Here is a 26,992-nt window from a genome sequence, read left to right as displayed (position 1 = left end):
TCCCGCTATCCTCAGCAGTCGGGATCGCGGGGAGGCGGGCGTGATGGACACGGCTACGGTGGTGTTCCTGACCGTGGGCGGCGTGGGTGTCGTCGTGCTCGCCCTGGGCCTGCTCGGTGCCGAGCTGCTGCAGTTCGGCCATCCCGGAGTCGACGGGCCGGTCTCCACCGAGTCGGTCGCGGGGTTCGTCGGCGCGTTCGGGTTCGTGGGCGCGATCGCCGCGGAACTGCTCGATGCCGGTACCCCGCTGATGATCGGGGTGGCCGCGGCCGTCGGCGCGGCAGCGGCGGTGCCGGTCGCCTACCTGGCGGTGCGCCTGGGCCGCGCGGCCCGCACCATGCGCACCGACGCCACCCCCACCCGGCAGGACATGGTCGGGACGCTCGGGGTGGTCGTCACCCCCATTCCGAACCAGGGGTACGGAGAGGTCCGGCTGCGGATGGGCGGGCAGCCGGTGAAGGTCAACGCCCGTGCGGATCAGCCCATCCCGATCGGCGCCCACGTCTTCGTGGTCGAGGCGCCGAGTGACACCAGTGTCGTGGTCGAACAGACCAGTGCCCTCCATCAGAGCTGAGAACTAACCCCAAGGACGTGCAGTGACCCCTCTGTTTGTGTCGATCGGCGGCACCGTGCTGCTCGTCGTACTCGTCGTGCTGTTCATCCTGTCCCGGATCAAGGTGGCCGGGCCGAACGAGGCGTTCATCGTGACCGGCCGCAAGGGCCGCTCGGTCCAGGCGGCCGACGGCACCCGGGCCACCGACATGTCCGGGCAGAAGGTCGTGATGGGCGCCTCGGTGTTCGTCGTGCCGGTCGTGCAGAAGCTGCAGTCGCTCGACCTGTCGAGCCGGCGGATCCACGTCGAGATCACCGGCGCCGTCAGCAAGCAGGGCATCCGGGCCAACCTCCAGGGCGTGGCGATCGTCAAGGTGGGCGGCACCGAGGACGCCATCCGGGCGGCCGCGCAGCGCTTCCTGCACCAGCAGACGGAGATCGAGGAGTTCACCCGCGAGGTGCTGGCCGGTGCGCTGCGGTCGATCGTCGGGCGGCTCACCATCGAGGAGATCATTCGGGACCGGGCGGCGTTCGCGTCCGCGGTGGCGGAGGAGGCCGAGCACTCGATGACCAACCAGGGTCTGGTGCTCGACACGTTCCAGCTGCAGGACATCATCGCCGAGGGGACGTACCTGCAGGACCTGGGCCGGCCGGAGGCCGCCCGCGTACTCAAGGACGCCGCCATCGCCGAGGCCCGTGCCCGGCAGGCGGCCGAGCAGGAGCGGCTGCTGGCCGAGGAGGCCATCGCCGAGGCGAACCGGAACCTGTCCCTCAAGCAGGCCGCCATCCAGGCGGAGATCGACGCCGCGAAGGCGAAGTCGGCCGCCGCGGGCCCGCTGGCCCAGGCCGAGCGCGACCAGGCGATCCTGGCCGAGCAGCAGAAGGTGGCCGAGCGCAACGCCGAACTCAAGCAGCGCCAGCTGGACACCGAGGTGCGCAAGCCCGCCGACGCGGCCCGGTACAAGGTCGAGCAGGAGGCGGAGGGTGCGCGGCAGGCCGCGATCCTGCGCGCCGACGCCGAACGGCAGGCGACGATCGCGGCCGCGCAGGCCGTAGCCGAGCAGTCCCGGCTGACCGGTGAGGGTGAGCGGGCCCGGCGGGCGGCGCTGGCCGAGGCGAACGCGATCGAGGGTGCCAAGGAGGGCGAGGCGGAGCAGCGGCGGCGTACCGCGATCGCGGACGCCACCGAGCGGGAAGGTGCGGCCGACGCCTCCGCCATCCAGGCCCGCGGACAGGCCGAGGCCGAGGCGATGCGCGCCAAGGCCGACGCCTTCTCCGAGTACGGCGAAGCGGCGATCCTGGACCTGCTGGTGCGCGTGTTGCCGCAGGTGGTGGACGCGGCCAGCCGCCCGATGAGCGCGATCGACAAGATGACGGTCATCTCCACCGATGGCGCCTCCACGCTGACCAAGTCCGTGGCCAGCAACGTGGCGCAGGGGCTGCAGCTGGGTACGGACCTGACCGGGATCGACCTGAGTGCGATGCTGGCGCGGCTCGGCGCGTCCCGGAACGGTGACTCGCCTGCTGCCGTCGAGGCGAAGCCGGCCGAGAGCTGACCCTCCCCCGACCGGGCGGGTCGCGTTCCGCCCGGTCGTACGGGTCGCCTGACCGAAAGGATGAGCTGCAACCTGGCCGCACCCGTGCGGCACCGCGGGTGCACCCGGGGACCTCGAGTCTCTTCCCAGGCCATGCCGACGTGGCACGGCCGATCGGGGGAGATCACGTGGAACGCACGACAACGTGGGCGACCGTGACCGGGGCGGCGGCAGCCGCCGTCGGCACCGGCCCCCGGCACGGGGCGTATCCCGACGGCGGTGCCGCCCCGGTGGGCATTCCCGCCGCGCTGGCGCGGACGGCCGCTTTCGCGGCGGTGTTCGCGGCCGCGTTCACCGCCGGGCGGATGACCGTGATGAGCGGCAGTTCGATGGCCCTCCTGTGGCCCGCCGCCGGTGTCGCAATTGTCTGGTTTTGTGCCCAGTGTCGGTCCCCGATCCTGTGGGCGGACGTGCTGGCCCTGATCACGATCGGGCTCGTCGGCAACGTGGTCACCGGCATGGGTCTCGGCGTGAGCGTGGCGCTGGCGCTGGCCAACCTCGTACACGTGATGGTCTTTGTCGCCCTGCTCGCCCGCCGCCACCCGCACCTGTGGGGTGCCGGTGGCACGGCCCGGCTGTCCGCGCCCCGGGAACTCGGGTGCGTCATCGGGATCTCCACGGTCGCCGCGATCCTCAGCGGCGCGTTCGCGTACACGGCGATCTGGCTGCTCGGCGGAGAGATCACCGGTTCCGGGTTCGCGGGCTGGGTGACCCGCCAGGTCGCCAGCACCATCGTGATCGGCACGACCGGGCTGTGGTTCGGCCCGACGCTCAGTACCTTCCGTGATCGGCACGGGTCGCTGGCCGGTTGGTGGCGCGACGCCGACCGGGAAGTGCGGGCCGTCCCCGCCCTGCGGGTCGTCGAATACCTGGCCGTGGCGCTGTGCTCGGCCGGTGCCTACCTCGTCGGCTTCGTGTACGACGGGGGCCTGCCGCTCGCCTTTCCGCTGATCGCGGTGACGGTGTGGGCGGCCATCCGCCTGCGTACCGGCTTCGTGGTGGTGCAGACCGTGCTCGTCGGCGGTGCCGCGGTGCTGTTCACCCTGCACGGCGAGGGCCCGATGGCGACGGTGGCGGACCCCCAGGTGCGCGCGTGGCTCGCCCAGCTCTTCGTGGTGCTGGTCGCGGCGGTCGGGCTCGCCCTGGCCCTCGGCCGCGACGAGCGGACCCAGCTCATGCGGGAACTGGCCGCGCAGAAGGAGCTTGAGGCGCGGCACGCCGCGCTGATGAGCGCGGTCATCGACTCCATGGCCGACGGTCTCTCGGTGATCGACGCCGACGGCCGGGTCGAGTTGCGCAATCCGGCCGGTGTGCGCCTGTTCGGGTCCGGGACCACGGTGGCTGAGGCGGACCGCCGGGTGCGCAACCTCGACGGCACCCCGGTGACCGGTGACACCATGCCCTCCGCCCGCGCTCTGGCCGGCGAGAAGGTCGACCCCCTCGACGTGCTGGTGACCGACCCCGACGGCCATGACCCGCGCATCTTCCGGGTCTCGGCCACCCCCCTGTCCGACGGGCACGGGGCCCGCCGGGCGGTCGTGCTCTTCCACGACGTCACGGGGGAACGCCGTCACCGCGACCAGCTCGCCGGGTTCGCCGGTGTGGTCGCCCACGACCTGCTCAGTCCGCTGACCGCGGTCGAGGGGTGGACGGACGTCGCCGCCGAGTCGCTCGACGCCGCCCCCGACCATCCCGCGCTCGACCGGTCCCGCGACAGCCTCACCCGGGTGACGCGTGCGGCCACCAACATGCGCGGACTCATCAACGACCTGCTGGCGTACAGCACCGCCCGCGACGCGGAGCTGGCTCGGGTCCCGGTCGACCTGACCAGCATGGTCGCCGAGATCGCCGCCAACCGGACCGACGCCGCGGTGGCCGCTGGGCGGCCGGTGCCACAGGTGACCCTGGGCCGGCTCGACCCGGTGCATGCCGATGTCGGCGCCATCCGGCAGGTGCTGGACAACCTCATCGGCAACGCCGTCAAGTACACCGCGCGCGGTGTCACCCCGGCGGTGACCGTCACCAGCACCCGCCGGGACGGCATCGTGGAGATCACCGTCGCCGACAACGGCATCGGCATCCCGGCCGGGCAGCACGAGGCAATCTTCGACGACTTCCACCGCGCCCACCTCGGCGCGGGCTACGCCGGTACCGGTCTGGGCCTGACCATCTGCCACCGCATCGTCACCCGCCACGGCGGCACCATCGCCGCGGAGGACAACCCGTTCGGTGGCTCCCGTTTCACGTTCACCCTGCCCGACACCCAGGACGGGGAGAAACAGGCTCCACTCGCCCTGCCCACCACGTCCGCGCCCACCTACACGGACAACGTCGCGGCACTCGCGGCGTGAACCGGTCGCCTCTCACTGCTCCCGCTGCGCTTCGAAGTGGTCCTTCATGGCCGGGTAGTAGTCGTCGAAGCTCGGCATGGGCCGGTCGTCGCGGGAGGCCACCAGCGCGTCGAGGTAGTACTCCCAGCCCGGTCCGATCTCGCCGACACCTGCGGTGTCGGTCAGCTGCTGCGTAAAGCGCAGCTCGGTCACGCCCGCGTTTTCGGCGAGCACCATGTCCAGATACCAGTTGCCGTGCTCGCTGATGGCGGACAGTGCCAACCGGCGCGGTGGGTCGCATGCGTCGATGGTCATGTCCATCCACGGCTTGCCCTCCTCGTGTGCCATCTGGACCTTGATCGTGTGCCCTGGGGCCGCGTCGCCCTGCCACGGACCGAACCAGCGCGCGGTTCGTTCCGGATCGGTGAGGCTCGCCCAGACGTCGGCCACGGGTGCGCGGAACGTGCGGGTCAGCACGAGATCGTTGCCGAACAGTCGGCCGGTGGGTGTCGGGCTCATGCGGACTCCTCCTGGGAATGGTCGCGCCGGGCGGTCGTGCGCCGCTCGCGTCGGGTGCGATAGACCTCGGTCTCCAGCGCGTCGAAATGGTGCTGCCAGCCGGACGGGCGGGTCAGCTGCTCCAGCCACCCGGCCAGCTCGTCGAGCGGCGCGGTGACCAGCGCGTAGACGCGGCGACGGCCCTCGGCGGTGTCACGCACCAGACCGGCTTCGCGCAGGACGCGCAGGTGGCGGCTGACCGCCGGCCGGCTGATCGCGAAGCGGTCGGCGATCTGCCCGGCGGAGAGCGGTTCGTCGCGCAACATCAGCAGGATCTCCCGCCGGACGGGATCGGCGATCGCTCCCGCCACCTCGTCCATCAGAAAAGCGTAACCGATAGGTTACGCTTCTGCAAACGTCGAATCGCCCTATGGTTGTCGGCATGGCTTGCCGGATAACCGAACTCGTGTTGGACGCCCGTGATCCTGATCTGCTCGCCCGGTTCTGGTGCGAGATCCTCGGCTACGTCGAGCTGGACCGCACCGACGGCGGGGACATCGAGATCGGGCCGCCCGATGTCGGCTTCGGCGGTCCACTGCCGACCATCGTGCTCAACCGGACCGACGAACCCAAGACCGCCGGGCTACGTCTGCACATCGACGTCAATCCCACCGACCGCGACCAGGATGCCGAGCTGGCGCGGCTGCTGGCCGCCGGTGCCCGGCCAGCGGACATCGGTCAAACGGGCAACGAGAGCTGGCATGTGCTCGCCGACCCCGAAGGCAACGAGTTCTGCCTGCTGCGCAAGCGAGTGCCGCCGGTGTAACGGGCGGGCACGGGTCCGTTGGTCTTTCACGTCCATCCAGGAGAGCCGAATGCGTCGCTGGTCTTCGCTCGCCGTGGCAATCGCCACCTTCGCGCTCCTGGCAGCCTCGTTTCTTCCCTGGTTTCGCAGCGGCTGGGCGCAATCGAGCGATGGGGTGGACACCTACGAAAGCACGCTCGTCGACGCCTGGTCAGCGTCCGCCTGGTGGTCCTGGGGTATCGCGCTCGGCCTGGTGGCCGGCGCCGGAATGACAGCGACGCTGCTCGTCCCCATGCGTACGACGACGTCCAGGCGGTGGTGCTGGGTCTTCCCTGCGCTGGCGCTGGCTGGCCTGGCCCTGATCGTCTGGCGCCGGATGACCATCCCAACGGCGAGCCTTGCTGGTGGGGGCAGCTGGGAGGTGGCAGGACAGACCGATTTCGGGGAGGTCGTCCGGGACCACCTGGCCATCTACCACGCTCCAGGCCGCGACTTGGACGTCTGCTGGGGGTTCCCGGTCGGCGCGGCCGTGCTCCTGACACTCTTTCTGGCGCTCGTGGTTGCAGCGTTGCCCGGCGGCGGACATCGGTTTCCGTGGGCCGGGGACTCGAACCCCGAACCCACGGACTAATACTCCACAGCTCTACCGTGGAGCCATCGGCCCGCTGAAGTAACGAGGGGGATGCTGGAGGAGGAGTCCAGGCGACCGGGTGCGAATCCGTCTGGCGTCGGAAACATCCGAGCACCCACGAAGCAGACCTGTTGAGACAGTCACGCTTTCCACATTGGCAAGTGTTTGCTAGCTTGAAAGTGAAAATCCAGCAGGAGCACGGAGGTAGGCGCATGGACCAGGCGTCCGCACGAGAAGCTCTTGAGGTTGCGGATGCTGCCGCATCCACGGCACGCCGACGCGGTCGCGGCGGCGCCATGGTCTACCTCCTTCTCGGTCTGACCGAGACGCTTGTGATCGCGCTCATCGGCGGGCCACTGCTGGGCGGGCCTGGCGGCGGGTTCGCGATCGTCATGATGCTTGCGCTGCTCCCGCTGATGATGGCGACCATGTACTCGGCGAGCCGATCGGCGACCCCTCGACACAGCCGGTCGGTCAACGCGGCCCTGCTTGGGCTGGCCGCCGCCCTGCTCGCGGTGACGCTGACTGTCGGGCGCGCGATCTTCCCCGGCTCGTATGTCTGGTGGATCGGGGGCGCACTGTTCACCGGCCTGGCGATCGCCCTCTGCGGTGTGCTCGAACTCCGGCACCTGCGAGCGGAGGGCGGGACCCGGCAGTGAGTGCGACCGGGCATCACCCGCGGCTGTCGCTGGATCCGCTCATCCACCGGCCAGTCACACTCTCCGTCACCGCCGCGCTCTCGGCGGTCGACGAGGCCGACTTCGCCACCATCCGCGACATCGTCCAGGTTTCCGACTCCGTGCTCTCCAAACAGATCACGGCGCTCGAGCAGGCCGGCTATCTCAAGGTACGGAAAGCCTTCGTCGGCAGAAGGACCCGCACGTACCTGTCCCTCACCGCTGCGGGACGGGCAGCACTCGCCGCACATCGGAGAGCGCTGTGGGAGATAGTCGGCGAGGGCGCTCCTGAAGTCCCGAATGGCGAACTGCCCGGCTGCTGATCACCAACGAATCTCGCGTGCGGGGTGCCACAGCGTTGCTTGATTCATGAGGTGCCGTGTCAGCGGGGGAGGTCACCGAACGCCGTCTGCCGTACCGTCTCGTCGCCGTCGCGGACGGAGTCCAGACGCAGGCGGAACCTATCGTCGACACCGGATGCGCTGGCCGACAATCACCGACCGGATCCCATTGCGGCAGCGACTGCGGCGGCCCTCCGAGACTATGGAATCCGCGCAGGACGGCACCGAGGTCGGTGGCATCCGGGCGTGGTCCGGGCCCGTCGGCATACTCCCATTAGGTGGCGAGAAGCTGCTGGCCGGTGACTTGCCGGCTGATCCCGGCGGCGAGCCGGATTCTCGGCGCCCTCGCCGCGAACGCGCTGCGCAACGTCCGTCAGGTCCGCTCCCAGACCCAGGCTCTGTCCGGGCGGCGCGACACCCGCCGAGCATTCACCCGCGCCTGCGTGCCACCGCATGGGGAGCGGAATTTGGTCGAGACACAGACGGCGCTGGCGGAAGGGCGTTGGGAAAGCCGCGCGCTTGGCGGACGGGGGCTCGGGTAGCCTTGTGGCGCGGCGGGCCGCTAGCTCAATGGCAGAGCTGAGGACTTTTAATCCTTAGGTTCGGGGTTCGAGTCCCCGGCGGCCCACAAGAGCTCACCTGACCTGCGTTTATAGTCACTCCTCTAAGCGGTGGCGCCGTCGGCGAGAGCAAGCAGCTCGTTGGCCTGTCGAGGACCTCGCGATGACCACCCGGGCCGGCTCCGGCCAACGATCGTCGGCGGCCCCAAACGCGACCACCTGTACGCCGACGGCGGCAGCGACCGCATCTACGGCAACGGCGGTAACGACCACCTCAACGGCGGCCCCGGAGCGAACGAACTCAAGGGTGGCCTCGGCAACGACACCATCGTCGGTGGCCCCGACTTCGACCGCATCGCCCCCGCCCCGGCAAGGACGTCGCGCACGGCGACGCCGGCGACGTGGTCGACTGGGAACTGACCGCTGAGTCCCGCGACCGCAAACGGCCCCGGGCGATCCGGGGGCCGTCGTCGTTCGGCTGGAAGCGGCGGCGGCGAAACTCAGGCCACCCCGGGCCGGGCGTCACCCGGAGCAGGGCCGGTCGGAGCAGGGCCAGCCGGGGCAGGGCCGGTCGGGGCAGGCCCGGCCGGGGTGTGGGTCTCGACGAGGTCGGCCAGGTCGATCCCGGCGTCGCCCAGAACCCGGTGCACCGCGGCGATGCTCAGCCAGTCGAGTTCGTTGTCGCCGTGCCGGATGCGATACCAGCGGGAGCGGCCACGCCTGACCACCTCGACGCGCCACGCGCCGTCCGGGGTCTGCATCGCGTATTCGATCACCGCGTCCATCCGGCCGACGCTACGCCGCAGCTCAGCCCGGGTGCACCGGGTCGGTCGGAACTACCTCGAGGTAGTTCCGGCCTGGTCGAGGGCGGTGCGGAATCCGGCGACGAGCTGCCGGAGCCGGTCCGGGGTGGCGCCGTCGAGCACTTCCCGCATGAGGGCGGAGGCCACCACGACGCCGTCGGCCGCGCCCGCGGCCTGCGCGGCCTGGGCGGGGGTCGACACCCCGAAGCCGATGAGTACGGGTGGCCCGCCCGCCTGCCGGGCATCCGTGGCCAGCACGAGGGCGCGGTCGTCCAGGGTGTCCCGCTCGCCGGTGGTGCCCATGGTGCTGACGGCGTACACGAAGCCGCGGCTGCGGGCGCAGATCTGGCGTACCCGAACGGGCGGGGTGCTGGGCGCGACCAGCAGGACCAGGTCGACTCCGTGCCCGGCGGCGGCGGTCTCCAGCTCGTCGGCCTCGTCGATCGGGACGTCGGGCACGATCAGCCCGGTGACCCCGGCCGCCGCCAGGCGACGGCAGAACGCCGTGGCGCCCGCGTGGACGACGAGGTTGGCGTAGGTCATGACGACCACGGGCACGCGGAGCTGATCCCGCACGGATGCGAGGTCGGTCAGGATGCCCTCCACCGTGGCGCCGCGGGCCAGGGCCTGGTCGGACGCGCGCTGGATCGTCGCACCGTCCAGCATGGGGTCGGAGAACGGCAGGCCCACCTCGATCGCGTCGGCGCCGCCTGCCTGGCAGGCCAGCAGGTACCGGGTCCAGCTCGCGGTGACGCCGCCGGTCACGTACGGCACGAGGCGGGGACGGCGCGCGCCGCGCATCGCGGTCTCCAACGCCCCGGTCACCGGGCGTCCGCCGCCATCAGCGCGGGCATGTCCTTGTCGCCGCGCCCGGACAGGGTGACCAGCACTGTCGACCCGGTCGGCAGCTCGGCGGTACCTGCCGCGCGCAGCACCCACGCCACGGCGTGCGCCGATTCGAGCGCGCACAGGATGCCTTCGGTACGGGCGAGCCGCCGCAGCGCGGGCACCACCTCGTCGTCGGTCACGGTGACGTAGCGGGCGCGCCGGATGTCCCCGAGGTACGCGTGTTCGGGCCCGACGCCGGGGTAGTCGAGGCCGGGGGCGATGGAGTGCGCCTCGGCGACCTGGCCGTGCTCGTCTTGCAGGACCCGGCTGCGGTAGCCGTGCACGATTCCGGGCGTCCCGCCGGACATGGCGGCCCCGCCGGCCGCCTCGACGCCGATGAGCCGCGCGGGGGTGTCGACGAACCCGGCGAAGGTCCCGGCCGCGTTGGAGCCGCCGCCGACGCACGCGACGACGTGGGTGGGTACGGCCATGGGCAGCTCCGCGGCGCATTGGGCGCGGGCCTCTTCGCCGATGACCCGCTGGAATTCCCGCACCATCCAGGGGTACGGGTGGGGCCCCATCACGGACCCGACGCAGTAGTAGGAGTCGTGCGCCGCGGTGACCCAGTGCCGCATGGCCTCGTTGCAGGCGTCCTTGAGGGTCCGGCTGCCGCTGCGTACTGCGACGATCTCGGCGCCGAGCATGGTCATGCGGAACACGTTGAGCTGCTGGCGTTCGATGTCGCGCTCGCCCATGAACACGGTGGCGTCGAGGCCGAACAGGGCGGCCGCGGTCGCGGTGGCCACGCCGTGCTGCCCGGCGCCGGTTTCGGCCAGCAGGCGGCGGCGGCCCATCCGATGTGCCAGCAGCGCCTGCCCCAGCACGTTGTTGATTTTGTGGGAGCCGGTGTGGGCCAGGTCCTCCCGCTTGAGCAGCACGGTGACGCCGAGTTCGGCGGAGAGGTTCGCCGCCGGGGTGAGTGCGGTCGGGCGTCCGGCGTGGACGGCGCGCAGCCGTTCGAGGCGGTGCCGGAACGACGCGTCGGACCAGGCTTCCCGGAAGGCATCCTCGACCTCCGCGCAGGCGGAGACCAGCGATTCGGGTACGTAGCGGCCACCGAACTCGCCGAAGCGCCCGCCCGCGACGGGCTCGGCCATCATCGTACGGGCGGCAACGTTCACGACTGTCATGCCATCCTCCAGAGTTCTATAACTCTCAGAGAGGATGACCAAGAGTTCTAGAACTGTCAAGCGGGGAAGACCCGGTCCGTTCCAGACTCGGAGTCTTCAAGCTCGGTCGATGGGTGATGCGGGTGGTCAGCCGGCGCCGCGGGCGTCGTACGCGGCGCGGGCGTCCAGCACGTCGGTGAGGTTGGCCTCGGCCCAGTCCCGGACCCCGGCCAGCAGGGCCACGGCGCGTAACCCGAGGTCGGTCAGTGCGTACTCCACCCGCAGAGGGACCGTCGGGTACTGGGTGCGGGTGACCAGGCCGTCACGTTCCAGGGTGCGCAATGCCTGGGTGAGGCTCTTCTGCGTGATGCCGTCGAGGCGCCGGCGCAGTTCCCCGAAGCGCAACGGGCCGCCGCGCAGCGCCGGGACGATCAGTACGGTCCACTTGCTACCGATCATCTCCAGCACGTCCCGTGACGGACAGGCACGCAGGTATGCGTCAGCCCCACCACGAACCCGCAGATCCACTCTGGTATCCATCCGGTACCTATATACCTTCAAGGTGCCTACTTTCCACCGGTTACCAGCATGCGAAACGATCGATGCCGGGCGCGGCCACGGGGGCGCGCGCCAACGTCCGCGAGGAGCCGTGGTGGGCAATCTGCAGGCAGCGACCGGTTGGGCGATGGCCGGACGGGTGGTCCTGGTCACCGGCGCGACCAGCGGCATCGGGCGGGTCACCGCAACCGCTCTCGGTACCGCGGGCGCCACGGTACTGGTGCACGCGCGGACCATGACCCGCGCCCGAGCCGTGGTCGAGGAATTCCCGCGCGGCGGTGGCCCGGGCGGGGAGTCCACGCCCGGCGGGAGCGTCGTCTCCACAGGGCCGGGGCCGGTGGGTCCGCGGTTCGTTGCCGTGGCGGGCGACCTCGCGTCCGTCGCGGGAGTGCGCGAGATCGTCGCGCAGGTGCGACGCGCGGCCCCACACGGATTGCACGTGCTGATCAACAATGCGGGAGCCGCATTTCCGCAACGGGCATTGTCACAGGACGGGGTGGAACGCACTATTGCCGTGAATCACATCGCCGTGGCCGCGCTGACCCGCGCGCTGCTCGGTCCGCTGCGCGACGGGGCCGCTTCGGCCGGACGGCCGTCCCGGGTGGTGAATGTGTCCTCTTCACTCGAAAGGCGGGGCAATCCACACTTGGCGGATTGGTCGTATCCGAGCCGGTTCAGCCAATTCCAGGCGTACTGCGACGCGAAATTGATCAACCTGGCGTACAGCTATCTGTCGGCCGTGGAGCTTGCCGACAGCGGGGTCACCGTCAATTGCGCCGACCCGGGCAGCGTGGCCACCAGCTTCGGGCGTAATTCTGGTGGGTTGTTCAAATTGATCCAGTCGCTTGGCCGCCCCCTGCTGGCCACCCCAGAGAAAGGTGCGCGTACCAGTATCCGGCTGGCCGCCGATCCCGCATTGGACGCCGAAACCGGCGGCTATTACCGGGCGGGCGAACCGCGCACGTCCTCCGCGGCATCCCGGGATCCGGCCTTCCGGGAGCTGGTCGGCCGGCGCACCGCCGCGGTGCTCGGCGGCGCGCCGGCCGGAGAACTGAGCTGATCAGCCCGTGCACGGCCGCCAGGCGAGCCGGTACGTGGTCCCGAAGCTGCCGTCCGTGGAATCCATCACGATGAAGCTGGTCTGCGCCGGCGCGGTCCCCGCGTCCACCATCAGCTCGGTGTCGATCGTGAACTTGCGAGCCTTGCCGCACGGGCCGAAGACCACCGGATCGGTACGGTCGGTGACCTGCCAGTCGTCGGCATACGGGCCGGTGAACGGATGCTCGACCGGTGTGGGCTGGGGATCGCCCTGGAACCGGTAGCTGGCTCGCAGCGCGGCGTTCGCCCCGGTGGCCAGGGATGCGAAGCCCCGGTAGTCGGCCTGGGTCACCGCGTACGCGACGCCGTCAGGCACCTGGAGCTGCACGGTGAGCTTGCACTTCTGGGTCGCGTCGCCGGTCTTCGCACTGCCGCCCGCCGCCGCGAGATATTCACTGTAGGTCACCGTGAAGGCCTGCCGGTCCGGGGAGAGGGCCACGGCCACGGTGCCGGGCCGGCAGCTCGACCCGCTCGCGGTCACCACCTCGATGACCACGCCGTCCGGCGGGGACGGCGACGCGGCGGTCGGGGCGCCCACGACCAGCAGACCGGCCAGCAACGCCCGCCTCAACGCGGGATTCCCTCGTCCGGCGGGTGGACCCGGCCGTGGCAGTCCGGCTGCTGCACGGCGCGGCGAAGGCCCCGTCCGGGTGCGACGGGGCCGACGCCGGCGCGGGTAGCGGTCAGCACCGCCGCCACTGGAAGTTGACGAGGGTGTAGACGTCGCCCTCGGAGGCGCGCAGCGAGATGGTGCTGGTCGCTGACGAGGAACCCGAGTCGACTCGCAGCTCCGTGTTGACGTTGAGGCTGCGGGTCACGCCGCAGGGAGCCCAGACCAGTTCGGCGGCGGCGGTGATGTCAACCGTGTGCCAGCTGCCGTTGAACGGGCCGGCGAAGTAGTGGTCGGCGTAGTTGTTGTCGGACGATCCCTGGACGTAGTAGTTGGTGCGCTCCAGGGCGGTGGCGCCCGGCTCCAGGTGTGCCCGGCCCCAGTAGTCCGCGCGGGCGATCGCGTACGTGAAGCCCTGTGGGATGTGCACGAGCAGGTTGACCTGGCAGTTCTTGCGGATGTCGGTGGGGTTGCTGGAGCCGCCGTCGGCGGCCCGGAAGTCGGAGTAGTAGATCCGGAATCCGGTGTTGTCCGGCTGCATGCTGACCCACGCCGTGCCGGCCGGGCAGCCGGAGCCGTTGACGGTCTGCACGTCGAGCGTGACCTGCCCGCCGGGGGGTATCGAGTCCTCGGCATGCGCCGGACCGGACAGGGACAAGGTGGAGAGAGCGATCACGGTCGCGAGGGTGAGCAATCTCGCGCCGGCCTGCCTGAAGGTCATGGGGGTTCCCTTCCTGGGGCGTGTCCCGAAGATTACATATCGACCTCAATCAAAGCCTAGGGCGAATGCTAGCGATGGGCCATCGGAACAACAAGAACTTCCCGAGAGCAGTGAAAACTGTTTGGCGAAATAGTGATCTTCAGATCTTCCCCTGTGGCCTTTATTCCGGCTATTTCCGGCTAAATGGGAGGCCCTTGATCCATTTGTTGACGACCTTTGGGGGTCCTGCCATTCTGGGGAGTTGATCCTTGAATTCATCTGAGGAATCAACTTTACACATTGACTGCCCTCGATTAGCTAAATAGCATGACCGCATCACGGACGCCGCTGAGGCTTTGGAAGGAGTCCTTATGCGTAAGGCGTTGACCATTTGCTGCGCCATGCTGGGGGTGTTGGCATCGACATTGTTTGCCGGCCCGGCATCGGCCACCGGCTACCTTGATCTGCCGGTACCCCCACCTAGTGACCGGATCGTCATCGACGTGGTGACCGTCAACGGCACCGGCTGCCCAGCCGGGACCGCCGCGATCGCGGTGTCACCAGACAACACCGCCTTCACGGTCACCTACTCCGCCTACACCGCGCAGGTCGGTGTCGGGGCGGCCCCAACCGACTGGCGCAAGAACTGCCAGCTCAACATCGTCGTGCATGTCCCGCAGGGCTTCACGTACGCGATCAGCAAGGTGGACTACCGCGGGTTCGCGTCGCTTGCGGCCGGAGCCAGCGCCATCGAGCGGGCCAACTACTACTTCCAGGGTCAGTCGCAGACCGCGTACATCAGCCACCCGTTCTACGGGCCGCTGGGTGACGACTGGCAGTCCACCGACGAGGTGTCGGTGGCCGCACTGGTCTGGGCACCCTGTGGGGCGCTACGCAACCTCAACATCAACACCGAGTTGCGGGCCGTCGCCGGCACCTCGGACACGGCACACACCACGAGCTTCATCACGATGGACTCCACCGACGGCGCGATCAACACCACCTACCACTTCGCCTGGGCGCACTGCCCCAGCTGATCACCCGTCACGGAGCGGACCGGGCTTGATCCGTGAACCCCGGACCTGCGGGGAACGGCACCAAACCTCGGCGGAAGCCCCACAGCACCATCGTCGCGCCGGCTGGACATTCCAGCCGGCGCGACCCCGTGGCCCAGGCAGATCTTCGCGACCGGCGCGCGACCCGGAGCGGCTTGTCGATCGCGGCGGCCGCAGCGGCGCGCGACCGGTCGTCAGGTATGCAGTGGACGGCATACCCTATTCAACCCATGGGATATGTATGTGATCTGGGTCACAAACATGCTGACGTGGGCGGTCGTGACCAGCTACGTTGCTGGCATGAAACGGAGCAAGCGTCTCACCCGGCGCCGCTTCGTCGACTTCCTCCGGGTGTGCAGCTGCACCTGTTGAGTTCGACGGCGAAGCGCGCACCCGCCGCCCGCGACCGCGCATCAGCCCGTGCCACGGGTTGCGCTTTCCGGTAACGCCGACCCCGCCACCTGCCGGCAGCGCCTCGGGTGATCCCGAGAGCGACCTCCGAGCACCACTCGCCGACGGCGCCCGCGTTCACCCGGCCACCGCGCCTTCACCGGACACTTCCGCACCGCCGCCTGCACGTCGCGGCGCGATGACTGCTGCCCACCCACCGCCCTGCTGCGCACACCGCACTGCCGCCCGAACCGCACTGCCGCCCGAACCGCACTGCTGCCCGAACCGCCTGCTGAACGGCCGCCCGCCCGCCGGTCGGTCGTTGCCACCCATTCCACGAGGAGAGTTCCGATGAGATTACCTAGATCCGCCCTGGCGGCCGTGCTGGCGAGCGCCCTGCTCGTCACGTCGGCTGTCTCGGGTTGCGGCCAGGCCAGCAGCGCGGCCGACGGCAAACAGGCCACCGAGCTGCGCTACCAGGGCTGGGTGGGGCAGGTGACGCTGCCGGAACTCGCAGCCGACCTGGGGTACCTGGGCGACGTCAAGCTGAAGTGGATCGGCAACACGATCAGCGGCCCGCAGGACATCCAGGCCGCCACCACCGGCGACATCGACTTCGGGGGCGCGTTCAACGGCGCCATCGTCAAGCTCGCCGCCTCGAAGGCGCCGATCAAGGCGGTGATCGCCTACTACGGCGCGAACAAGGAGACCTTCAACGGGTTCTACGTGCTGGACGGCAGCCCGATCAAGAGCGCCCGGGACCTGATCGGCAAGAAGATCGGCGTCAACACGCTCGGCGCGCACGCCGAGGCGATCACCAAGACCTACCTGGCCCGCAACGGGCTCACCGATGCCGAGATCAAGCAGGTCGAACTGGTCGTCGTGCCCCCGGTCAACACCGAACAGTCGCTGCGCCAGGGCCAGATCGACGTGGCCTCACTCAGCGGGGTGCTGCGCGACAAGGCGGTCGCCCGCGGCGGGGTGCGTGCTCTCTACACCGACTACGACCTGCTCGGCGAGTTCAGCGCCGGCAGCTACGTGTTCCGGCAGGACTTCATCAAGAAGAACCCGGACACCGTACGCGCGTTCGTCGCCGGGGTGGCCAAGGCGATCGAGTGGTCGCGGACCACGCCGCGCGCCGAGGTCATCGCCCGTTTCGAGAAGATCATCAAGGCCCGCGGCCGCAACGAGGACACCAGCACCCTGCAGTACTTCAAGAGCTGGGGGGTCGCCGGGCAGGGCGGGCTCATCACAGACAAGGAGTTCGCCGCCTGGATCGACTGGCTGGACCGGGCGGGTGAGCTGAAGGGCAAGCCGGTCAGCCCGGCCGACATCTACACCAACGAGTTCAACCCGTACGCCGCGGGCGGTGCCGCGAAATGACCGCCAAGATCGAATTCGAGAATGTCGGCAAGGCGTTCGACGCCCGCGGGACCACGGTCACGGCGCTGCGGAACATCAATCTCACCGTACGGCCGGGAGAGTTCCTGGTGATCGTCGGGCCGAGCGGATGCGGCAAATCCACCCTGCTCGACCTGCTCGGCGGCCTGACGGTTCCGACCAGCGGGCGGATCCTGGTCGACGGCGTACCCGTCAGCGGTCCCGGCCTGGACCGGGGCGTGGTCTTCCAGCAGTACGCCCTGCTGCCCTGGCGCACCGCGCAGAGCAACGTCGAGTTCGGCCTGGAAGCCAAGCGGGTGCCCCGGCGCGAACGGGCCGCCCGAGCCCGGGACTACCTGGACCTGGTCGGGCTGGCCGGATTCCACGACCGGTACCCGCACGAGCTGTCCGGCGGCATGAAGCAACGCGTGGCGATCGCCCGCAGCCTCGCGTTCGACCCGGACGTGCTGCTGATGGACGAGCCGTTCGCCGCGCTCGACGCGCAGACCCGCGACGGCCTGCAGGACGAGCTGCTGCGGATCTGGGAGAAGACCGGCAAGACCATCGTGTTCATCACGCACGGCATCGAGGAGGCCGTCTACCTCGGCCAGCGGGTCGCCGTCATGACCTCCCGGCCCGGCCGGATCAAGCAGGTCGTCGAGGTGCCGTTGACCGCCCGTTCGGCCACCGAGGACCTGCGCTCCGACCCGGCGTTCGCCCGCTACCGCCACGAGATCTGGGACCTGCTGCGCGCCGAGGTGGACAAGGCCCGCAGCGAGGAACTGGGCCGCAGCGAGGAACCGGGCCGCAGCGAGGAACCGGGCCGCAGCGAGAAGGAGGCGGCCCGTGTCTAGCCTCACCGACGCACCGGTCGCGTTGCGCACGCCGACAACGACACCGATCCCCACCGCCGCGGCGGCGCCGTCGGTCCCGGCGTACCCATGGGGTCGGCGCATCCTGCGCGGCAGCGCAACGGTCGCCACCCGGGTCGCGGCGATCGCCGTGCTGGCGGCAGTTTGGGAGATCTTCCCCCGGCTCGGGTTGGTCGACGCCACCTTCCTGCCGCCGCTGTCCGAAGTGCTCAACGCCTGGTGGCAGCTGGTCCTGTCCGGCGAGCTGATCGATCATGCGCAGGCCAGCCTGACCCGCTCCCTGGCCGGGTTCGGCCTGGCCGTCGTCGTGGCCATCCCGCTCGGGCTGCTGATCGGCTGGTACAAGCCGGTGGCGAACCTGCTCAACCCCGTGCTGGAGCTGTTCCGCAACACGGCCGCGCTGGCACTGCTGCCGGTCTTCGTGCTCATCCTGGGGCTCGGCGAGACCTCGAAGATCGCGATCATCTTCTACGCCTGCTCGTGGCCGATCCTGCTCAACACGGTCAGCGGGGTCCGCACGGTCGACCCGCTGCTGATCAAGTCGGCGCGGTCGCTCGGGCTCGGCCCCCTGCGGCTGTTCCAGAAGGTGATCCTGCCCGCCGCCGTACCGACCATCTTCACCGGCATCCGGCTGGCCGGGGCGTACTCGATCCTCATCCTCATCGCCGCCGAGATGGTCGGCGCCAAGGCCGGCCTCGGCTACCTCATCAACTACGCGCAGTACAACTTCGCCGTCCCGGACATGTACGCCGGAATCATCACCATCTCGGCCATCGGCCTGGTCGTGAACCAGCTGCTCGTCCTCACCGAACGCCGCTTCTCGACCTGGCGCACCACCAACTAGAAGGGACCCTCACCATGACACTCGCCCCCAGCATCCCGGACATCCGCCGCATCGGTGGCCGCCTCGGCGCCGAGATCGTCGGCCTCGACCTCGCGCAGCCGCTCGACGACGGCACGATCAGCGCGCTGAACTCCGCGCTGGTCGAACACAAGGTGCTCGTCTTCCACGGCCAGCAGCTCGACGACGCCGCGCACGTCCGGTTCGCCTCCGCGTTCGGCTCGCTCACCACCGCCCACCCGACCGTGCCGTCGGTCGAGGGCAACGCCAACGTGCTCAACGTGGAGGGTGGCGAGGGCGCCCGGGCCAACGCCTGGCACACCGACGTCACGTTCGTGGTCGCCCCGCCCAAGGCCACCACGCTGCGCAGCCTGGTCATCCCCCCGTACGGCGGGGACACGCTGTTCGCCAACACCGCCGCCGCTTACGCCGACCTGCCGGAGCACCTGCGGGCGCTGGCCGACCGGCTGTGGGCGGTGCACACCAACGAGCACGACTACGCGCCGCACCCGCAGTTCCGCACGGACGAGGCGGAGAAGTACCACCAGGTGTTCGTCTCCACGCGCTACCGCACCGCCCACCCCGTGGTCCGCATCCACCCCGAGTCCGGCGTGCCGAACCTGTTCATCGGCGGATTCGCCAGCAGCATCCTCGGGCTGTCGGCCACCGAGTCGCGGGACCTCCTGCGGCTGCTGCAGGCGTACGTGACCCGGCCGGAGAACACGCTGCGCCACCGCTGGGCCGTCGGCGACGTGGTCATCTTCGACAACCGGACCACCCAGCACTACGCGGCCGACGACTACGGCGATCTGCCCCGCAAGCTGCACCGGGTCACCGTGGCCGGGGACGTGCCGGTCGGCGCGGACGGCGCCACGAGCTACGTGATCGAGGGCGACGAGGCCGGCCACTACACCCCGCAGGCCACGGCATCATGAGCCGGCCGGGACAGCTGCACCTCAACGCGTTCCTCATGGGGGTCGGGCACCACGAGGCGGCCTGGCGGCTGCCGCAGAGCGACCCGTACGCCCACGTGGACGTCGCGCATTATCAGAACCTGGCCCGGATCGCGGAGCGCGGCAAGCTCGACTCGCTGTTCCTCGCCGACGGCCCGGTCCTGTGGGACCAGGTGGAACGCCGCCCCTCCGGGACCCTGGAGCCGACCGTCCTGCTCACCGCGCTGGCCGGGGTCACGGAACGGATCGGGCTGATCGCCACCGCCTCGACCACCTACAACGAGCCGTACAACCTGGCCCGGCGGTTCGCCTCGCTGGACCTGATCAGCGGTGGCCGGGCCGGGTGGAACATCGTCACCACGGCCGGGCTGGACGCGGCCCGCAACTTCAACCTGGACCACCTGCCCGCGCACGCCGAGCGCTACCAGCGGGCCGCCGAGTTCATCGACGTCTCCCTCAAACTCTGGGACTCCTGGGACGACGAGGTGATCCTCGCCGACAAGGAGCGCGGGGTCTGGGGCGACAGCGACCGGATCTACCCACCGGCGCACGAGGGCCCGTTCTACCGGGTGGCGGGCGCGCTCAACGTCCCCCGCTCCGCGCAGGGCCACCCGCTGCTGGTCCAGGCCGGATCGTCGGAGAACGGCCGTACCTTCGCCGCGAAGTACGCGGAGGCCGTGTTCACCGCACACCAGACCCTCGCCGACGCGCAGGAGTTCTACGACGACCTCAAGCGGCGCGCCGCCGAACACGGCCGCGACCCGCATCACGTCAAGATCCTGCCGGGGATCGTGCCCGTCATCGGCGACACCGAGGCGCAGGCACGGGAACTCGACGCCGAACTCAACCGGCTGATCCGCCCCGAGTTCGCCCTGCCCGGCCTCGCCGAACTGCTCGGCGTGGACGTCGCCGAGCTGCGCCTGGACTCCGAACTCCCGGCCCACCTGCCGGAGGAGGACGAGCTGGAGGGGGCCAAGAGCCGCCGTACGCTCGTGGTCAACCTGGGCCGCCGCGAACGGCTCACCGTCCGCGAGATCATCGCCCGGCTCGGCGGCGGCCGCGGCCACCTCACCTTCGCGGGCACGCCTGCGCAGGTCGCGGACGCCATCACCGGCTGGTACGACGCGGGCGCCGCCGACGGCTTCAACATCATGCCGCCGGTGCTGCCCGGCAGCCTGGAGCAGTTCGTCGACCGGGTGGTGCCGATCCTGCAGGAGCGCGGCCGGTTCCGCACCGAGTACACCGGGCGCACCCTGCGCGAGCACTACGGGCTGCCCCGGCCCGCCAACCGCAACACCGCGGCCCGCGACACCAGCGGCGTAGCGGGCAGCGGCAGCGTCGGTCGGCAGCCGACGGCTGCCCGGCCGTGACGGGTGAACTGGGGCTCGACGCGGACGTCCTGGTCATCGGCGGCGGCCCGGCGGGCACCTGGGCCGCCGTCGCCGCCGTCGGGGCGGGCGCCCGGGTGGTGCTCGCCGACAAGGGCTACTGCGGCACCAGCGGCGCCGCCGCCGCGGGCGGCAACAACGTCTGGTACGTGCCGCCGGACCGGGCCGCCCGGGAACGCTCCGTGGCGGAGCGGGAGACGCGCGCCGGGCAGCTCACCGAACGCGACTGGATGCTGCGGACGGTCGACGAGGCGTACCGGCGGCTCGGCGACCTCGCGGACTGGGGCTACCCGTACCCGGTCGACGAGGCGGGGCGGCAGCGCCGGGGCAGTCTGCAAGGCCCGCAGTACCTGCGCACCATGCGGTACCGGGCCAAGCGGGCCGGGGTGCGCATCCTGGACCACAGCCCGGCGCTGGAACTGCTCACCGACCCCGACGGCGCGGTGGGCGGGGCCGCCGGGTTGCGGCGGCAGGACGGCGGGCGGCGCTGGACGGTACACGCGGGCGCGGTGGTGCTGGCCACCGGCGGCTGCGCGTTCCTGTCCGGGGCACTGGGGCTCAACGTGGACACCGGCGACGGGCACCTGATGGCCGCCGAGGTCGGCGTGGCGCTGTCCGGAATGGAGTTCTCGGCCGCGTACGCGCTGGCTCCCGCGTTCGGCGGGCAGACCAAAGGGCTGATGATGCAGTTCGCCACGTACTACGACGCCGACGGGCGGGAGCTGGACGTCGGCGACCCGCTCACCGGGCGGGACGCGCTGGCCCGGCTGGCGGCTACCGGCCAGCCGCTGTACGCCCGGCTGGACCGCGCCCCCGAGTCGTTGCGGGCAGCCGCGCGGCTGGCGCAACCCAACTACTTCCTGCCGCTGGACAAGGCCGGCATCGACCCGTTCACCACCGCGTATCCCGTTCGGTTCGTGCTGGAGGGCACCGTACGTGGCACCGGCGGGCTGGCGTTGGCCGGCGACGACTGCGCCACCGGCGTCCCCGGCTTGTACGCCGCCGGGGACGTCGCCACCCGCGAATACGTCACCGGCGCGATCAGCGGTGGTGGCAGCCACAACGCCGCCTGGGCGATGGCGTCCGGCACGTGGGCCGGCGCCGCCGCGGCCCGGTACGCCCGCCGCGCCACCCGGTCGGCGGCGCCGCTGCACCCGGCCGGGCGGGTCGGAATGCGCCCGTCCGATGGGGTGTCACGTCCGGCCGCCGAGGTGGTCGCCGCGGTACAGCGCGAGGTCGTTCCGCTGGACCGCAACTACTTCCGCACCGGCCGGGGACTGCGCCGCAGCCTGTCCACCCTCGACGACCTGTGGCGCGAGGCCGCGGGCGGGCTGACCGTGGGTGCCGCTGGCCAGCGCTCCGAGGCGGGCGCCCTACCGGCCCGGCAGGCCGCGGCCCTCGTCGCGCACGCCCGCTGGATGTACACCGCCGCGCTGGCCCGCGCCGAGACCCGTGGCCTGCACCGGCGCGACGACCGGCCGCACGCGCGACCGGACGGCGCGCGGCGGATCACGGTCGGCGGTCTCGACCAGGTCTGGACCGCGGTGGGGAGTGATCCGGTAGCCGGTGCCGGTGGCCAGCTCGGGGCCGGGGTGGGTGCCGCATGATCGAGCTGGTCAGCCGGGACCGGTGCGTGCGGTGTGACATCTGCGTACGGGTCTGCCCGATGAACGTCTTCGACGCCGTGCCCGGCGCGGCGCCAGTGATCACCCGGCAGGCGGACTGCCAGACCTGCTTCCTGTGCGAGGCGTACTGTCCGGCGGACGCGTTGTTCGTCGCCCCGTTGAGCGGACCCGCGCCGGACGGCTCCCCGTACGCCGACGAGGCGGCGCTGGCCGCGGCGGGGCAGCTGGGCCGGTACCGGGAGCAGATCGGCTGGGGACCGGGCCGTACGCCGGGCAGCGCCCGTGACACCAACCACGTGTTCACCACCCGGATCAACCCGGATCGCGATGTCCGCCGGGGCTGACCTGCGCGGGCGGGCCGTGCTCGGCGCGCTGTGCCTCGCCACCGCCGCGTACTCGGTGCTGCAGTCGCTGGTGGTGCCCGCGCTCGGGGTGTTCCAGCGGGAGTTGGGCACCACCCCGTCCGGCGCGGCGTGGCTGCTGACCGCGTTCCTGCTCAGCGCGTCGGTGTCCACGCCCGTGCTGGGCCGGCTCGCCGACCTGCACGGCAAACGGCGGATCCTGCTCGGCGCGCTCGCCGCGATCAGCGTCGGCTCGCTCATCTCCGCCACGGCGGGCGGGCTCGGCGTGATGGTGGCGGGGCGCGCCGTCCAAGGTCTGGGCGGGGTGGTGTTCCCGATCTGCTTCGCGCTGGTCCGCGACCACCTGGCGGCCGCCGACCGCCCGCGGGCGTTCGTCGCGATCTCGACCGTGATGAGCGTGGGCGGCGCCGCCGGTACGGTCGCGGCCGGGCCGCTGCTGGCTGTGCTGTCGTCACGCTGGCTGTTCGGCATCCCGGCCGTGGTGTCCGCGCTGGCGGCCCTGCCGGTCGCGGCGCTGCTGCCGCCCGGCGCCCCCCGCCGGGCGGCAACCCGCGTCGACTGGCCCGGCGCCGCGCTGCTGGCCACCTGGCTGGGCCTCCTGCTGCTGGCGATCAGCCTCGGGGGCCGGTACGGCTGGTCGGATCCGCGGGTCGCCGGGCCTGGCCTGGCCGCGCTTCCGCTGGCCGTGCTGTGGCTGGCCGGGCAACGCCGCGCCCGGAATCCCCTGGTCGACCTGCGCACCCTGGCCATGCCGACGGTGCGCGCCACGAACGCGGCCACCCTGCTTCTCGGCTTCGGCATGTTCGGTTCGTGGATGCTGGTGCCGCTGCTGGTGGCCCAGCCGGTCGCCAGCGGCATCGGTTTCGGCGCCAGCCCGACCGTGGTGGGACTGGTGATGCTGCCCACCGCGCTGGGTACCCTGCTCGTGCTGCCCGCCCAGCGCCGCCTGGTCCGGCGCTACGGGCTGCGGGCCGCGCTGACCGTCGGGGCGGGCACGGCCGGGTCGGCGTACCTGATGCTGGCGGTCTGGCACGGCACGCTGCCGCAGGTGTGCGCGGCCGTCCTGGTGATGGGCGCCGGGGTGGGTCTTGCGTTCGCGGCGGTGGGAGCCCTGGTGGTGGAGGCGGTGCCGCGGGAGCAGACCGGTGTGTCCGCGGGCGTGAACAACGTCATGCGTACGGTCGGCGGCAGCCTCGGCGCCACCCTCGGCGGCGCGGTGCTCACCTGGTCGATCAGCGCGTCCGGCTATCCGAGCGCGGGATCGTACGCAGCCGCCCTGGCGCTCTACGCGCTGGCGCTGGCCTGTGCGCTGCTGTGCGGGCTGCGGATTCCGCGGCCCGGGTCCCGGCTGGCCCCCGCCACGCCGTAAGGGTCAACGTCTCTCACCGGTCCACATTGACCAGGAAGAACACCGGTCGGCGGCTGGGAAAGAACATCCGTCCCTGCGCGTCGACCATCTTCCAGCCCACCCAGCACACGCCCGGTTTCCGGGCCGCCACCACCCGGACGCTGATGTGGACCTGCTCGCCGGGCAGCGTGTCGCCGATCGGCACGCGGTGGGGGTAGCGGCATTCGGTGCCGTCGCCGTTGCGTGGTGGATCCTTCGGAACCAGGTAGCGGCCGTGCCAGCCGACCGTGCCGGTGTTGGCGATCGACCACACCTTGGTGAACTCCTCGTTCACCCTGTAGTGCGAGCCGTCCGGGACGGTGACGTCCGCGACGAAACGGCTGGCGTCGCCGGGGATCAGGGGAGCGGACGGGTCGCCCGACGCGGGGCTGCTCGGCGTCGCGTCGTGGGCGGCGACCGGGCCGCCCGCGGTGGCCGCGGGCGGATTGTGGTCGGCGCCGATCACCTGTACCAGCGCGACCGCGGTGAGCACCACCAGCACCGTGGCCGCCGCCCACAGGATCGACCGGCGCTCCTGGCCGAGGCCATCCCTCGCGGGCGCCACAGCTGTCGTCTGCTCAGCTCTGACGGCCGCCACCGCGGGGCCGCCGTCCACTGTGGTCCGGGCTGCGGGAATGACCGCTGCGGAAGTGATCTCGGCCCGGTCGGCGTCGCTGGGGCTCGGGTCCGGTGGGGCGGGGTGGGCCCGATCGGGGCGGACGGGTGCCCCAGGGGTGCGGTCCGCACCGGGCGTGTTGGGTTGGGCGCGTTCCCAGCGGGCCCGCCACTCCGTCTCATCGGCGCCGCAGGCGCGGACGAACTCCCGGGTGGTCTCCCACGACGGGAGCCGGTGACCGGCGGCGGCCTCGTGCAGGGTCGTGTGCGAGATGCGGCCCGACCGTCCGGCCATCACCCGGAACGAGGGCCGTCCGGCGCGCTCGCGCAGGTCCCGCAACTGTTCGGCGAGTTGTCCGGCGTGGCCGCCGTCGCCCTTTCCCGGAACGGCATTGACCTCGCGTTTCATCCGTCACCCCCACTGTGAGATGCCGCCGGGCCGTTGTCGGAACGCGTCAGAGGCTATCGAACGACGCGCGGTGATTCGCATCGTGGTCTCGCGATCAACCGTGGGCCGGACGCCCTCGGGGCATCGATGAAGTCCACGACGCTGGTCGGCGGGCGGTCCGCCGAGGACGCCATCGCGCTGGTCAACTACCAGGTGGACCGGCTGTTCCCCGGCGGTCGCACGGCGGGGGGCTGAGACCGTTACGCGGCGAGGCGGTCGCGTCCGGCGCGTTTGGCGGTGTAGAGGTGTTTGTCGGCGGTGGCGAAGAGGTTTTCGCCGGTCATGCCGGGTAGTAGCGGGGCGAGTCCCATGCTGACGGTGACGCGTAGGCCGAGGGCGGTCTTGTGCCAGTCGTGGTCGCGGATGACGGTGCGCATGCGGGCGGCGATGCGGGTGGCGGTGGTGAGGTCGGTGGCGAGGAAGACGCCGAATTCGTCGCCGCCGAAGCGGGCGGGCAGGTCGGAGGCGCGGCATTCGGTGCGCAGGATGTGGCCGATCTCGCGCAGGACGTCGTCGCCGACGGCGTGGGAGAAGCCGTCGTTGATCTGCTTGAAGTTGTCCACATCGACCAGCAGCAGGCACATCTGTTCGGTGACCGCGCGTGCGTCCGCCGCTACGGCCGCCATCCGGCGGTCGAAGCCGCGCCGGTTCGCCAGCCTGGTCAGCGGGTCCGTCTGGGCGGCCGTGTCCGCGGTGGCGTGGTCCGCCTCGAGCTGCACCCGGCGGCGGGCCTGCCGCAGCATGGCGACCCGGTCGAGCCGCAGGCGCCACAGCTGCTCGGCGTGCGCGCGTACCGCGGCCAGCAGGTGCCGGGTGGCCTCGCACGGTGTGGCGTCCGCAGCGACCATGGCCAGTTCGAACTGGAAGATCAACCGGTGCCGCGCCGCACCCGCCAGGGCACACAGCTGCTCGGCGGCGATCAGCTCCCGCGCCGCCTTCTCGTACTTGCCGAGGCTGCGCAGCGCCACCCCGTAAGCGAGGTGGGCGAGCCGGGCGTCGAAGTGCCGGCTGTCGGCGTGCAGGTCCGGGATGACCGAGGCCGCCAGGCGTCGGGCCTCCTCCGCCTGGCCCGTCTTGGCCAGGCCGCAGGCCAGCAGCGCGCCCAGCATCGCCTGATCCGAGCCGAGCAGCGATTCGGGGTCGGCGTCCGGGTCCAGCCATGGACGAGTCAGCGCGATGACATCCCGGAAGCGGACACCAGCCTCCTCGACGCGACCCACATGGTCCAGCCGCAGACCCCATTCCAGCAGCGCCTCGGCGCGTTGCAGGTCACGGATGACCAGGCGCATGGGGTCGACGGCGTTCAACTGCGGCATGGTGGTGGCCTTGTCGGCCAGCTCGTACAGCTCGGCCCAGCGGGCGGCCTCCGCCACGGACGACATGGCCGCGTGATACCAGGGGTCGCGGGGACAGGACTCCAGGATCGTCATGGCCGCGGCCAGCTGGTGCAGGCCCTCCTCCAGGCGGCCCATGCGCGACATCACGTCGGCCATGTCGGCGTTGGCCTTGGCCTTGCCGACCCGGGAGACGGCGCGGCGCAGCAGCTCGCGCGACATGAACTCGGCCTCTGTGAACCGGGCAAGCTCGGTCAGCGCGTACGAGTGGTACTGCACGATCGCGTGGGCCGACTCCGAGTCGCTGAACGCGTCCGAGATCCAGAGGTACGCGTCGGCGAGCTCGAGGACTTCCTCGTAATGGCCCTCGCTGTACAGCTGGCGCAGGTGGAGGGGTAGGGATTTCAGCGCCCCGAACTGCTCGATGGGTACTGGAAGCGCAGAGCTCGACTCCATGCTTCCTCCTCCGGGACTGTCGCTACCGCCAAGTAACCCCTCGGCCGGTGGCGGTGCCGCATTAGTCAAGCCCGCGCAAATGACGCATTCGACACGTCGCTGCGGTGGCCTCAGATTCGGCTCAGGATTCG

27 protein-coding genes and 2 tRNA genes are annotated in these 26,992 nt (G+C 71.0%); 18 read left to right on the top strand and 11 right to left on the bottom strand.

The genetic code is table 11. The features are described from left to right. Positions 1-43: 43 nt before the first annotated feature. The 3 genes from ACMCNO_RS34350 to ACMCNO_RS34340 all read left to right on the top strand — a co-directional run bounded on the left by ACMCNO_RS34350 (position 44) and on the right by ACMCNO_RS34340 (position 4,498). Positions 44-574 carry a hypothetical protein gene (locus tag ACMCNO_RS34350; protein WP_412753917.1) on the top strand — a complete coding sequence of 177 codons (531 nt, stop codon included), beginning with the start codon at positions 44-46 and terminating at the stop codon, positions 572-574. A gap of 22 nt (positions 575-596) precedes the next feature. Continuing rightward, positions 597-2,108: a flotillin family protein gene (locus ACMCNO_RS34345; RefSeq protein WP_412753554.1), complete on the top strand. Its 1,512-nt coding sequence runs from the start codon at positions 597-599 to the stop codon at positions 2,106-2,108. Between the two features lie 167 nt (positions 2,109-2,275). After that, positions 2,276-4,498, top strand: coding sequence for an ATP-binding protein (locus ACMCNO_RS34340; RefSeq protein WP_412753553.1), 2,223 nt, complete (start codon positions 2,276-2,278; stop codon positions 4,496-4,498). A 12-nt stretch (positions 4,499-4,510) separates the two neighbouring features. On the opposite strand, the gene ACMCNO_RS34335 is transcribed toward ACMCNO_RS34340, so the two are convergent. Together ACMCNO_RS34335 and ACMCNO_RS34330 are read right to left on the bottom strand one after the other, a co-directional pair. Beyond that, positions 4,511-4,996, bottom strand: coding sequence for an SRPBCC family protein (locus ACMCNO_RS34335; protein WP_412753552.1), 486 nt, complete (start codon positions 4,994-4,996; stop codon positions 4,511-4,513). Then, complete coding sequence (locus tag ACMCNO_RS34330) at positions 4,993-5,355, bottom strand: metalloregulator ArsR/SmtB family transcription factor (RefSeq protein ID WP_412753551.1); 363 nt, start codon at positions 5,353-5,355, stop codon at positions 4,993-4,995. The genes ACMCNO_RS34335 and ACMCNO_RS34330 overlap by 4 nt, the downstream gene beginning before the upstream one ends. Positions 5,356-5,417: 62 nt before the next feature. On the opposite strand from ACMCNO_RS34330, the gene ACMCNO_RS34325 reads away from it, so the two are divergent. Continuing rightward, positions 5,418-5,801 (top strand): VOC family protein, encoded by a 384-nt coding sequence (locus ACMCNO_RS34325; protein ID WP_412753550.1) that lies wholly within the window; start codon positions 5,418-5,420, stop codon positions 5,799-5,801. 574 nt (positions 5,802-6,375) lie between these two features. On the opposite strand, the gene ACMCNO_RS34320 is transcribed toward ACMCNO_RS34325, so the two are convergent. Further along, positions 6,376-6,444: transfer RNA gene (locus ACMCNO_RS34320), tRNA-Asn, on the bottom strand. Positions 6,445-6,623: 179 nt separating this feature from the next. Here ACMCNO_RS34320 and ACMCNO_RS34315 point away from each other — a divergent pair. The 4 genes from ACMCNO_RS34315 (at position 6,624) to ACMCNO_RS34300 (ending at position 8,409) form a co-directional block, all read left to right on the top strand. Further along, positions 6,624-7,070 (top strand): hypothetical protein, encoded by a 447-nt coding sequence (locus ACMCNO_RS34315; protein ID WP_412753549.1) that lies wholly within the window; start codon positions 6,624-6,626, stop codon positions 7,068-7,070. Continuing rightward, a complete protein-coding gene (locus ACMCNO_RS34310) occupies positions 7,067-7,411 on the top strand; it encodes a transcriptional regulator (RefSeq protein ID WP_412753548.1) in 345 nt (114 codons plus the stop codon). The genes ACMCNO_RS34315 and ACMCNO_RS34310 overlap by 4 nt, the downstream gene beginning before the upstream one ends. 574 nt (positions 7,412-7,985) lie before the next feature. Beyond that, positions 7,986-8,057: transfer RNA gene (locus tag ACMCNO_RS34305), tRNA-Lys, on the top strand. 73 nt (positions 8,058-8,130) lie between these two features. Next, positions 8,131-8,409: a hypothetical protein gene (locus tag ACMCNO_RS34300; protein WP_412753547.1), complete on the top strand. Its 279-nt coding sequence runs from the start codon at positions 8,131-8,133 to the stop codon at positions 8,407-8,409. Between the two features lie 80 nt (positions 8,410-8,489). Here ACMCNO_RS34300 and ACMCNO_RS34295 read toward each other — a convergent pair whose 3' ends face one another. The 4 genes from ACMCNO_RS34295 to ACMCNO_RS34280 form a co-directional block, all read right to left on the bottom strand. Continuing rightward, positions 8,490-8,774, bottom strand: a complete 285-nt coding sequence (locus ACMCNO_RS34295; RefSeq protein ID WP_412753546.1) for a hypothetical protein — start codon at positions 8,772-8,774, stop codon at positions 8,490-8,492. A 51-nt stretch (positions 8,775-8,825) separates the two neighbouring features. After that, positions 8,826-9,617 (bottom strand): tryptophan synthase subunit alpha, encoded by a 792-nt coding sequence (trpA, locus tag ACMCNO_RS34290; RefSeq protein WP_412753545.1) that lies wholly within the window; start codon positions 9,615-9,617, stop codon positions 8,826-8,828. Beyond that, positions 9,614-10,810: a tryptophan synthase subunit beta gene (trpB, locus tag ACMCNO_RS34285; protein ID WP_412753544.1), complete on the bottom strand. Its 1,197-nt coding sequence runs from the start codon at positions 10,808-10,810 to the stop codon at positions 9,614-9,616. Before trpB ends, trpA begins: the two co-directional genes overlap by 4 nt. Positions 10,811-10,936: 126 nt before the next feature. Continuing rightward, on the bottom strand, positions 10,937-11,248 hold the full coding sequence (locus tag ACMCNO_RS34280; protein WP_412753543.1) for a winged helix-turn-helix transcriptional regulator: 312 nt from the start codon (positions 11,246-11,248) through the stop codon (positions 10,937-10,939). A gap of 193 nt (positions 11,249-11,441) precedes the next feature. On the opposite strand from ACMCNO_RS34280, the gene ACMCNO_RS34275 reads away from it, so the two are divergent. Beyond that, the gene (locus ACMCNO_RS34275) at positions 11,442-12,407 is read left to right on the top strand and encodes an SDR family NAD(P)-dependent oxidoreductase (protein ID WP_412753542.1); all 966 of its coding nucleotides are present in this window, start codon (positions 11,442-11,444) and stop codon (positions 12,405-12,407) included. Here the strand turns inward: ACMCNO_RS34275 and ACMCNO_RS34270 are convergent, their stop codons facing one another. Both ACMCNO_RS34270 and ACMCNO_RS34265 read right to left on the bottom strand, forming a co-directional pair. Next, a complete protein-coding gene (locus ACMCNO_RS34270) occupies positions 12,408-13,016 on the bottom strand; it encodes a DUF4360 domain-containing protein (protein WP_412753541.1) in 609 nt (202 codons plus the stop codon). It lies immediately after the preceding gene. Between the two features lie 112 nt (positions 13,017-13,128). Then, positions 13,129-13,776 (bottom strand): DUF4360 domain-containing protein, encoded by a 648-nt coding sequence (locus tag ACMCNO_RS34265; RefSeq protein WP_412753540.1) that lies wholly within the window; start codon positions 13,774-13,776, stop codon positions 13,129-13,131. A gap of 380 nt (positions 13,777-14,156) precedes the next feature. On the opposite strand from ACMCNO_RS34265, the gene ACMCNO_RS34260 reads away from it, so the two are divergent. The 9 genes from ACMCNO_RS34260 (at position 14,157) to ACMCNO_RS34220 (ending at position 23,990) form a co-directional block, all read left to right on the top strand. Next, on the top strand, positions 14,157-14,792 hold the full coding sequence (locus ACMCNO_RS34260; protein ID WP_412753916.1) for a DUF4360 domain-containing protein: 636 nt from the start codon (positions 14,157-14,159) through the stop codon (positions 14,790-14,792). A 759-nt stretch (positions 14,793-15,551) separates the two neighbouring features. Beyond that, entirely contained in the window at positions 15,552-16,583 is a 1,032-nt protein-coding gene (locus ACMCNO_RS34255) for an ABC transporter substrate-binding protein (RefSeq protein ID WP_412753539.1), read from the top strand. Next, entirely contained in the window at positions 16,580-17,434 is an 855-nt protein-coding gene (locus ACMCNO_RS34250; RefSeq protein ID WP_412753538.1) for an ABC transporter ATP-binding protein, read from the top strand. The genes ACMCNO_RS34255 and ACMCNO_RS34250 overlap by 4 nt, the downstream gene beginning before the upstream one ends. Next, positions 17,427-18,296: an ABC transporter permease gene (locus tag ACMCNO_RS34245; RefSeq protein WP_412753537.1), complete on the top strand. Its 870-nt coding sequence runs from the start codon at positions 17,427-17,429 to the stop codon at positions 18,294-18,296. Before ACMCNO_RS34250 ends, ACMCNO_RS34245 begins: the two co-directional genes overlap by 8 nt. 14 nt (positions 18,297-18,310) lie before the next feature. Next, on the top strand, positions 18,311-19,228 hold the full coding sequence (locus tag ACMCNO_RS34240; protein ID WP_412753536.1) for a TauD/TfdA dioxygenase family protein: 918 nt from the start codon (positions 18,311-18,313) through the stop codon (positions 19,226-19,228). Further along, positions 19,225-20,616 (top strand): LLM class flavin-dependent oxidoreductase, encoded by a 1,392-nt coding sequence (locus ACMCNO_RS34235; RefSeq protein ID WP_412753535.1) that lies wholly within the window; start codon positions 19,225-19,227, stop codon positions 20,614-20,616. The genes ACMCNO_RS34240 and ACMCNO_RS34235 overlap by 4 nt, the downstream gene beginning before the upstream one ends. Further along, positions 20,613-22,241, top strand: coding sequence for an FAD-dependent oxidoreductase (locus ACMCNO_RS34230; RefSeq protein ID WP_412753534.1), 1,629 nt, complete (start codon positions 20,613-20,615; stop codon positions 22,239-22,241). The genes ACMCNO_RS34235 and ACMCNO_RS34230 overlap by 4 nt, the downstream gene beginning before the upstream one ends. Then, on the top strand, positions 22,238-22,603 hold the full coding sequence (locus ACMCNO_RS34225) for a 4Fe-4S binding protein (protein ID WP_412753533.1): 366 nt from the start codon (positions 22,238-22,240) through the stop codon (positions 22,601-22,603). The genes ACMCNO_RS34230 and ACMCNO_RS34225 overlap by 4 nt, the downstream gene beginning before the upstream one ends. After that, complete coding sequence (locus tag ACMCNO_RS34220; protein WP_412753532.1) at positions 22,587-23,990, top strand: MFS transporter; 1,404 nt, start codon at positions 22,587-22,589, stop codon at positions 23,988-23,990. Before ACMCNO_RS34225 ends, ACMCNO_RS34220 begins: the two co-directional genes overlap by 17 nt. A gap of 13 nt (positions 23,991-24,003) precedes the next feature. Here ACMCNO_RS34220 and ACMCNO_RS34215 read toward each other — a convergent pair whose 3' ends face one another. Together ACMCNO_RS34215 and ACMCNO_RS34210 are read right to left on the bottom strand one after the other, a co-directional pair. After that, positions 24,004-25,032, bottom strand: a complete 1,029-nt coding sequence (locus ACMCNO_RS34215; protein WP_412753531.1) for an NBR1-Ig-like domain-containing protein — start codon at positions 25,030-25,032, stop codon at positions 24,004-24,006. Between the two features lie 239 nt (positions 25,033-25,271). After that, positions 25,272-26,861 carry a diguanylate cyclase gene (locus ACMCNO_RS34210; RefSeq protein ID WP_412753530.1) on the bottom strand — a complete coding sequence of 530 codons (1,590 nt, stop codon included), beginning with the start codon at positions 26,859-26,861 and terminating at the stop codon, positions 25,272-25,274. Positions 26,862-26,992: the final 131 nt, after the last annotated feature.

The sequence above is a fragment of the Krasilnikovia sp. M28-CT-15 genome, assembly GCF_047159595.1.
Taxonomy (GTDB): domain Bacteria; phylum Actinomycetota; class Actinomycetes; order Mycobacteriales; family Micromonosporaceae; genus Actinoplanes.
Note: the sequence above shows the minus strand (reverse complement) of the source record. Positions and strands in the feature narration are given on the sequence as shown.

Excerpts from the sequence above, each read along its gene's own strand:
- ACMCNO_RS34350 (WP_412753917.1), top strand. The coding sequence starts at position 44 with ATGGACACGGCTACGGTGGTGTTCCTGACCGTGGGCGGCGTGGGTGTC.
- ACMCNO_RS34335 (WP_412753552.1), bottom strand. The coding sequence starts at position 4,996 with ATGAGCCCGACACCCACCGGCCGACTGTTCGGCAACGATCTCGTGCTG.
- ACMCNO_RS34330 (WP_412753551.1), bottom strand. The coding sequence starts at position 5,355 with ATGGACGAGGTGGCGGGAGCGATCGCCGATCCCGTCCGGCGGGAGATC.
- ACMCNO_RS34325 (WP_412753550.1), top strand. The coding sequence starts at position 5,418 with ATGGCTTGCCGGATAACCGAACTCGTGTTGGACGCCCGTGATCCTGAT.
- ACMCNO_RS34315 (WP_412753549.1), top strand. The coding sequence starts at position 6,624 with ATGGACCAGGCGTCCGCACGAGAAGCTCTTGAGGTTGCGGATGCTGCC.
- ACMCNO_RS34295 (WP_412753546.1), bottom strand. The coding sequence starts at position 8,774 with ATGGACGCGGTGATCGAATACGCGATGCAGACCCCGGACGGCGCGTGG.
- trpB (WP_412753544.1), bottom strand. The coding sequence starts at position 10,810 with ATGACAGTCGTGAACGTTGCCGCCCGTACGATGATGGCCGAGCCCGTC.
- ACMCNO_RS34280 (WP_412753543.1), bottom strand. The coding sequence starts at position 11,248 with ATGATCGGTAGCAAGTGGACCGTACTGATCGTCCCGGCGCTGCGCGGC.
- ACMCNO_RS34265 (WP_412753540.1), bottom strand. The coding sequence starts at position 13,776 with ATGACCTTCAGGCAGGCCGGCGCGAGATTGCTCACCCTCGCGACCGTG.
- ACMCNO_RS34260 (WP_412753916.1), top strand. The coding sequence starts at position 14,157 with ATGCTGGGGGTGTTGGCATCGACATTGTTTGCCGGCCCGGCATCGGCC.
- ACMCNO_RS34255 (WP_412753539.1), top strand. The coding sequence starts at position 15,552 with ATGAGATTACCTAGATCCGCCCTGGCGGCCGTGCTGGCGAGCGCCCTG.
- ACMCNO_RS34250 (WP_412753538.1), top strand. The coding sequence starts at position 16,580 with ATGACCGCCAAGATCGAATTCGAGAATGTCGGCAAGGCGTTCGACGCC.
- ACMCNO_RS34240 (WP_412753536.1), top strand. The coding sequence starts at position 18,311 with ATGACACTCGCCCCCAGCATCCCGGACATCCGCCGCATCGGTGGCCGC.
- ACMCNO_RS34235 (WP_412753535.1), top strand. The coding sequence starts at position 19,225 with ATGAGCCGGCCGGGACAGCTGCACCTCAACGCGTTCCTCATGGGGGTC.
- ACMCNO_RS34225 (WP_412753533.1), top strand. The coding sequence starts at position 22,238 with ATGATCGAGCTGGTCAGCCGGGACCGGTGCGTGCGGTGTGACATCTGC.
- ACMCNO_RS34220 (WP_412753532.1), top strand. The coding sequence starts at position 22,587 with ATGTCCGCCGGGGCTGACCTGCGCGGGCGGGCCGTGCTCGGCGCGCTG.
- ACMCNO_RS34215 (WP_412753531.1), bottom strand. The coding sequence starts at position 25,032 with ATGAAACGCGAGGTCAATGCCGTTCCGGGAAAGGGCGACGGCGGCCAC.
- ACMCNO_RS34210 (WP_412753530.1), bottom strand. The coding sequence starts at position 26,861 with ATGGAGTCGAGCTCTGCGCTTCCAGTACCCATCGAGCAGTTCGGGGCG.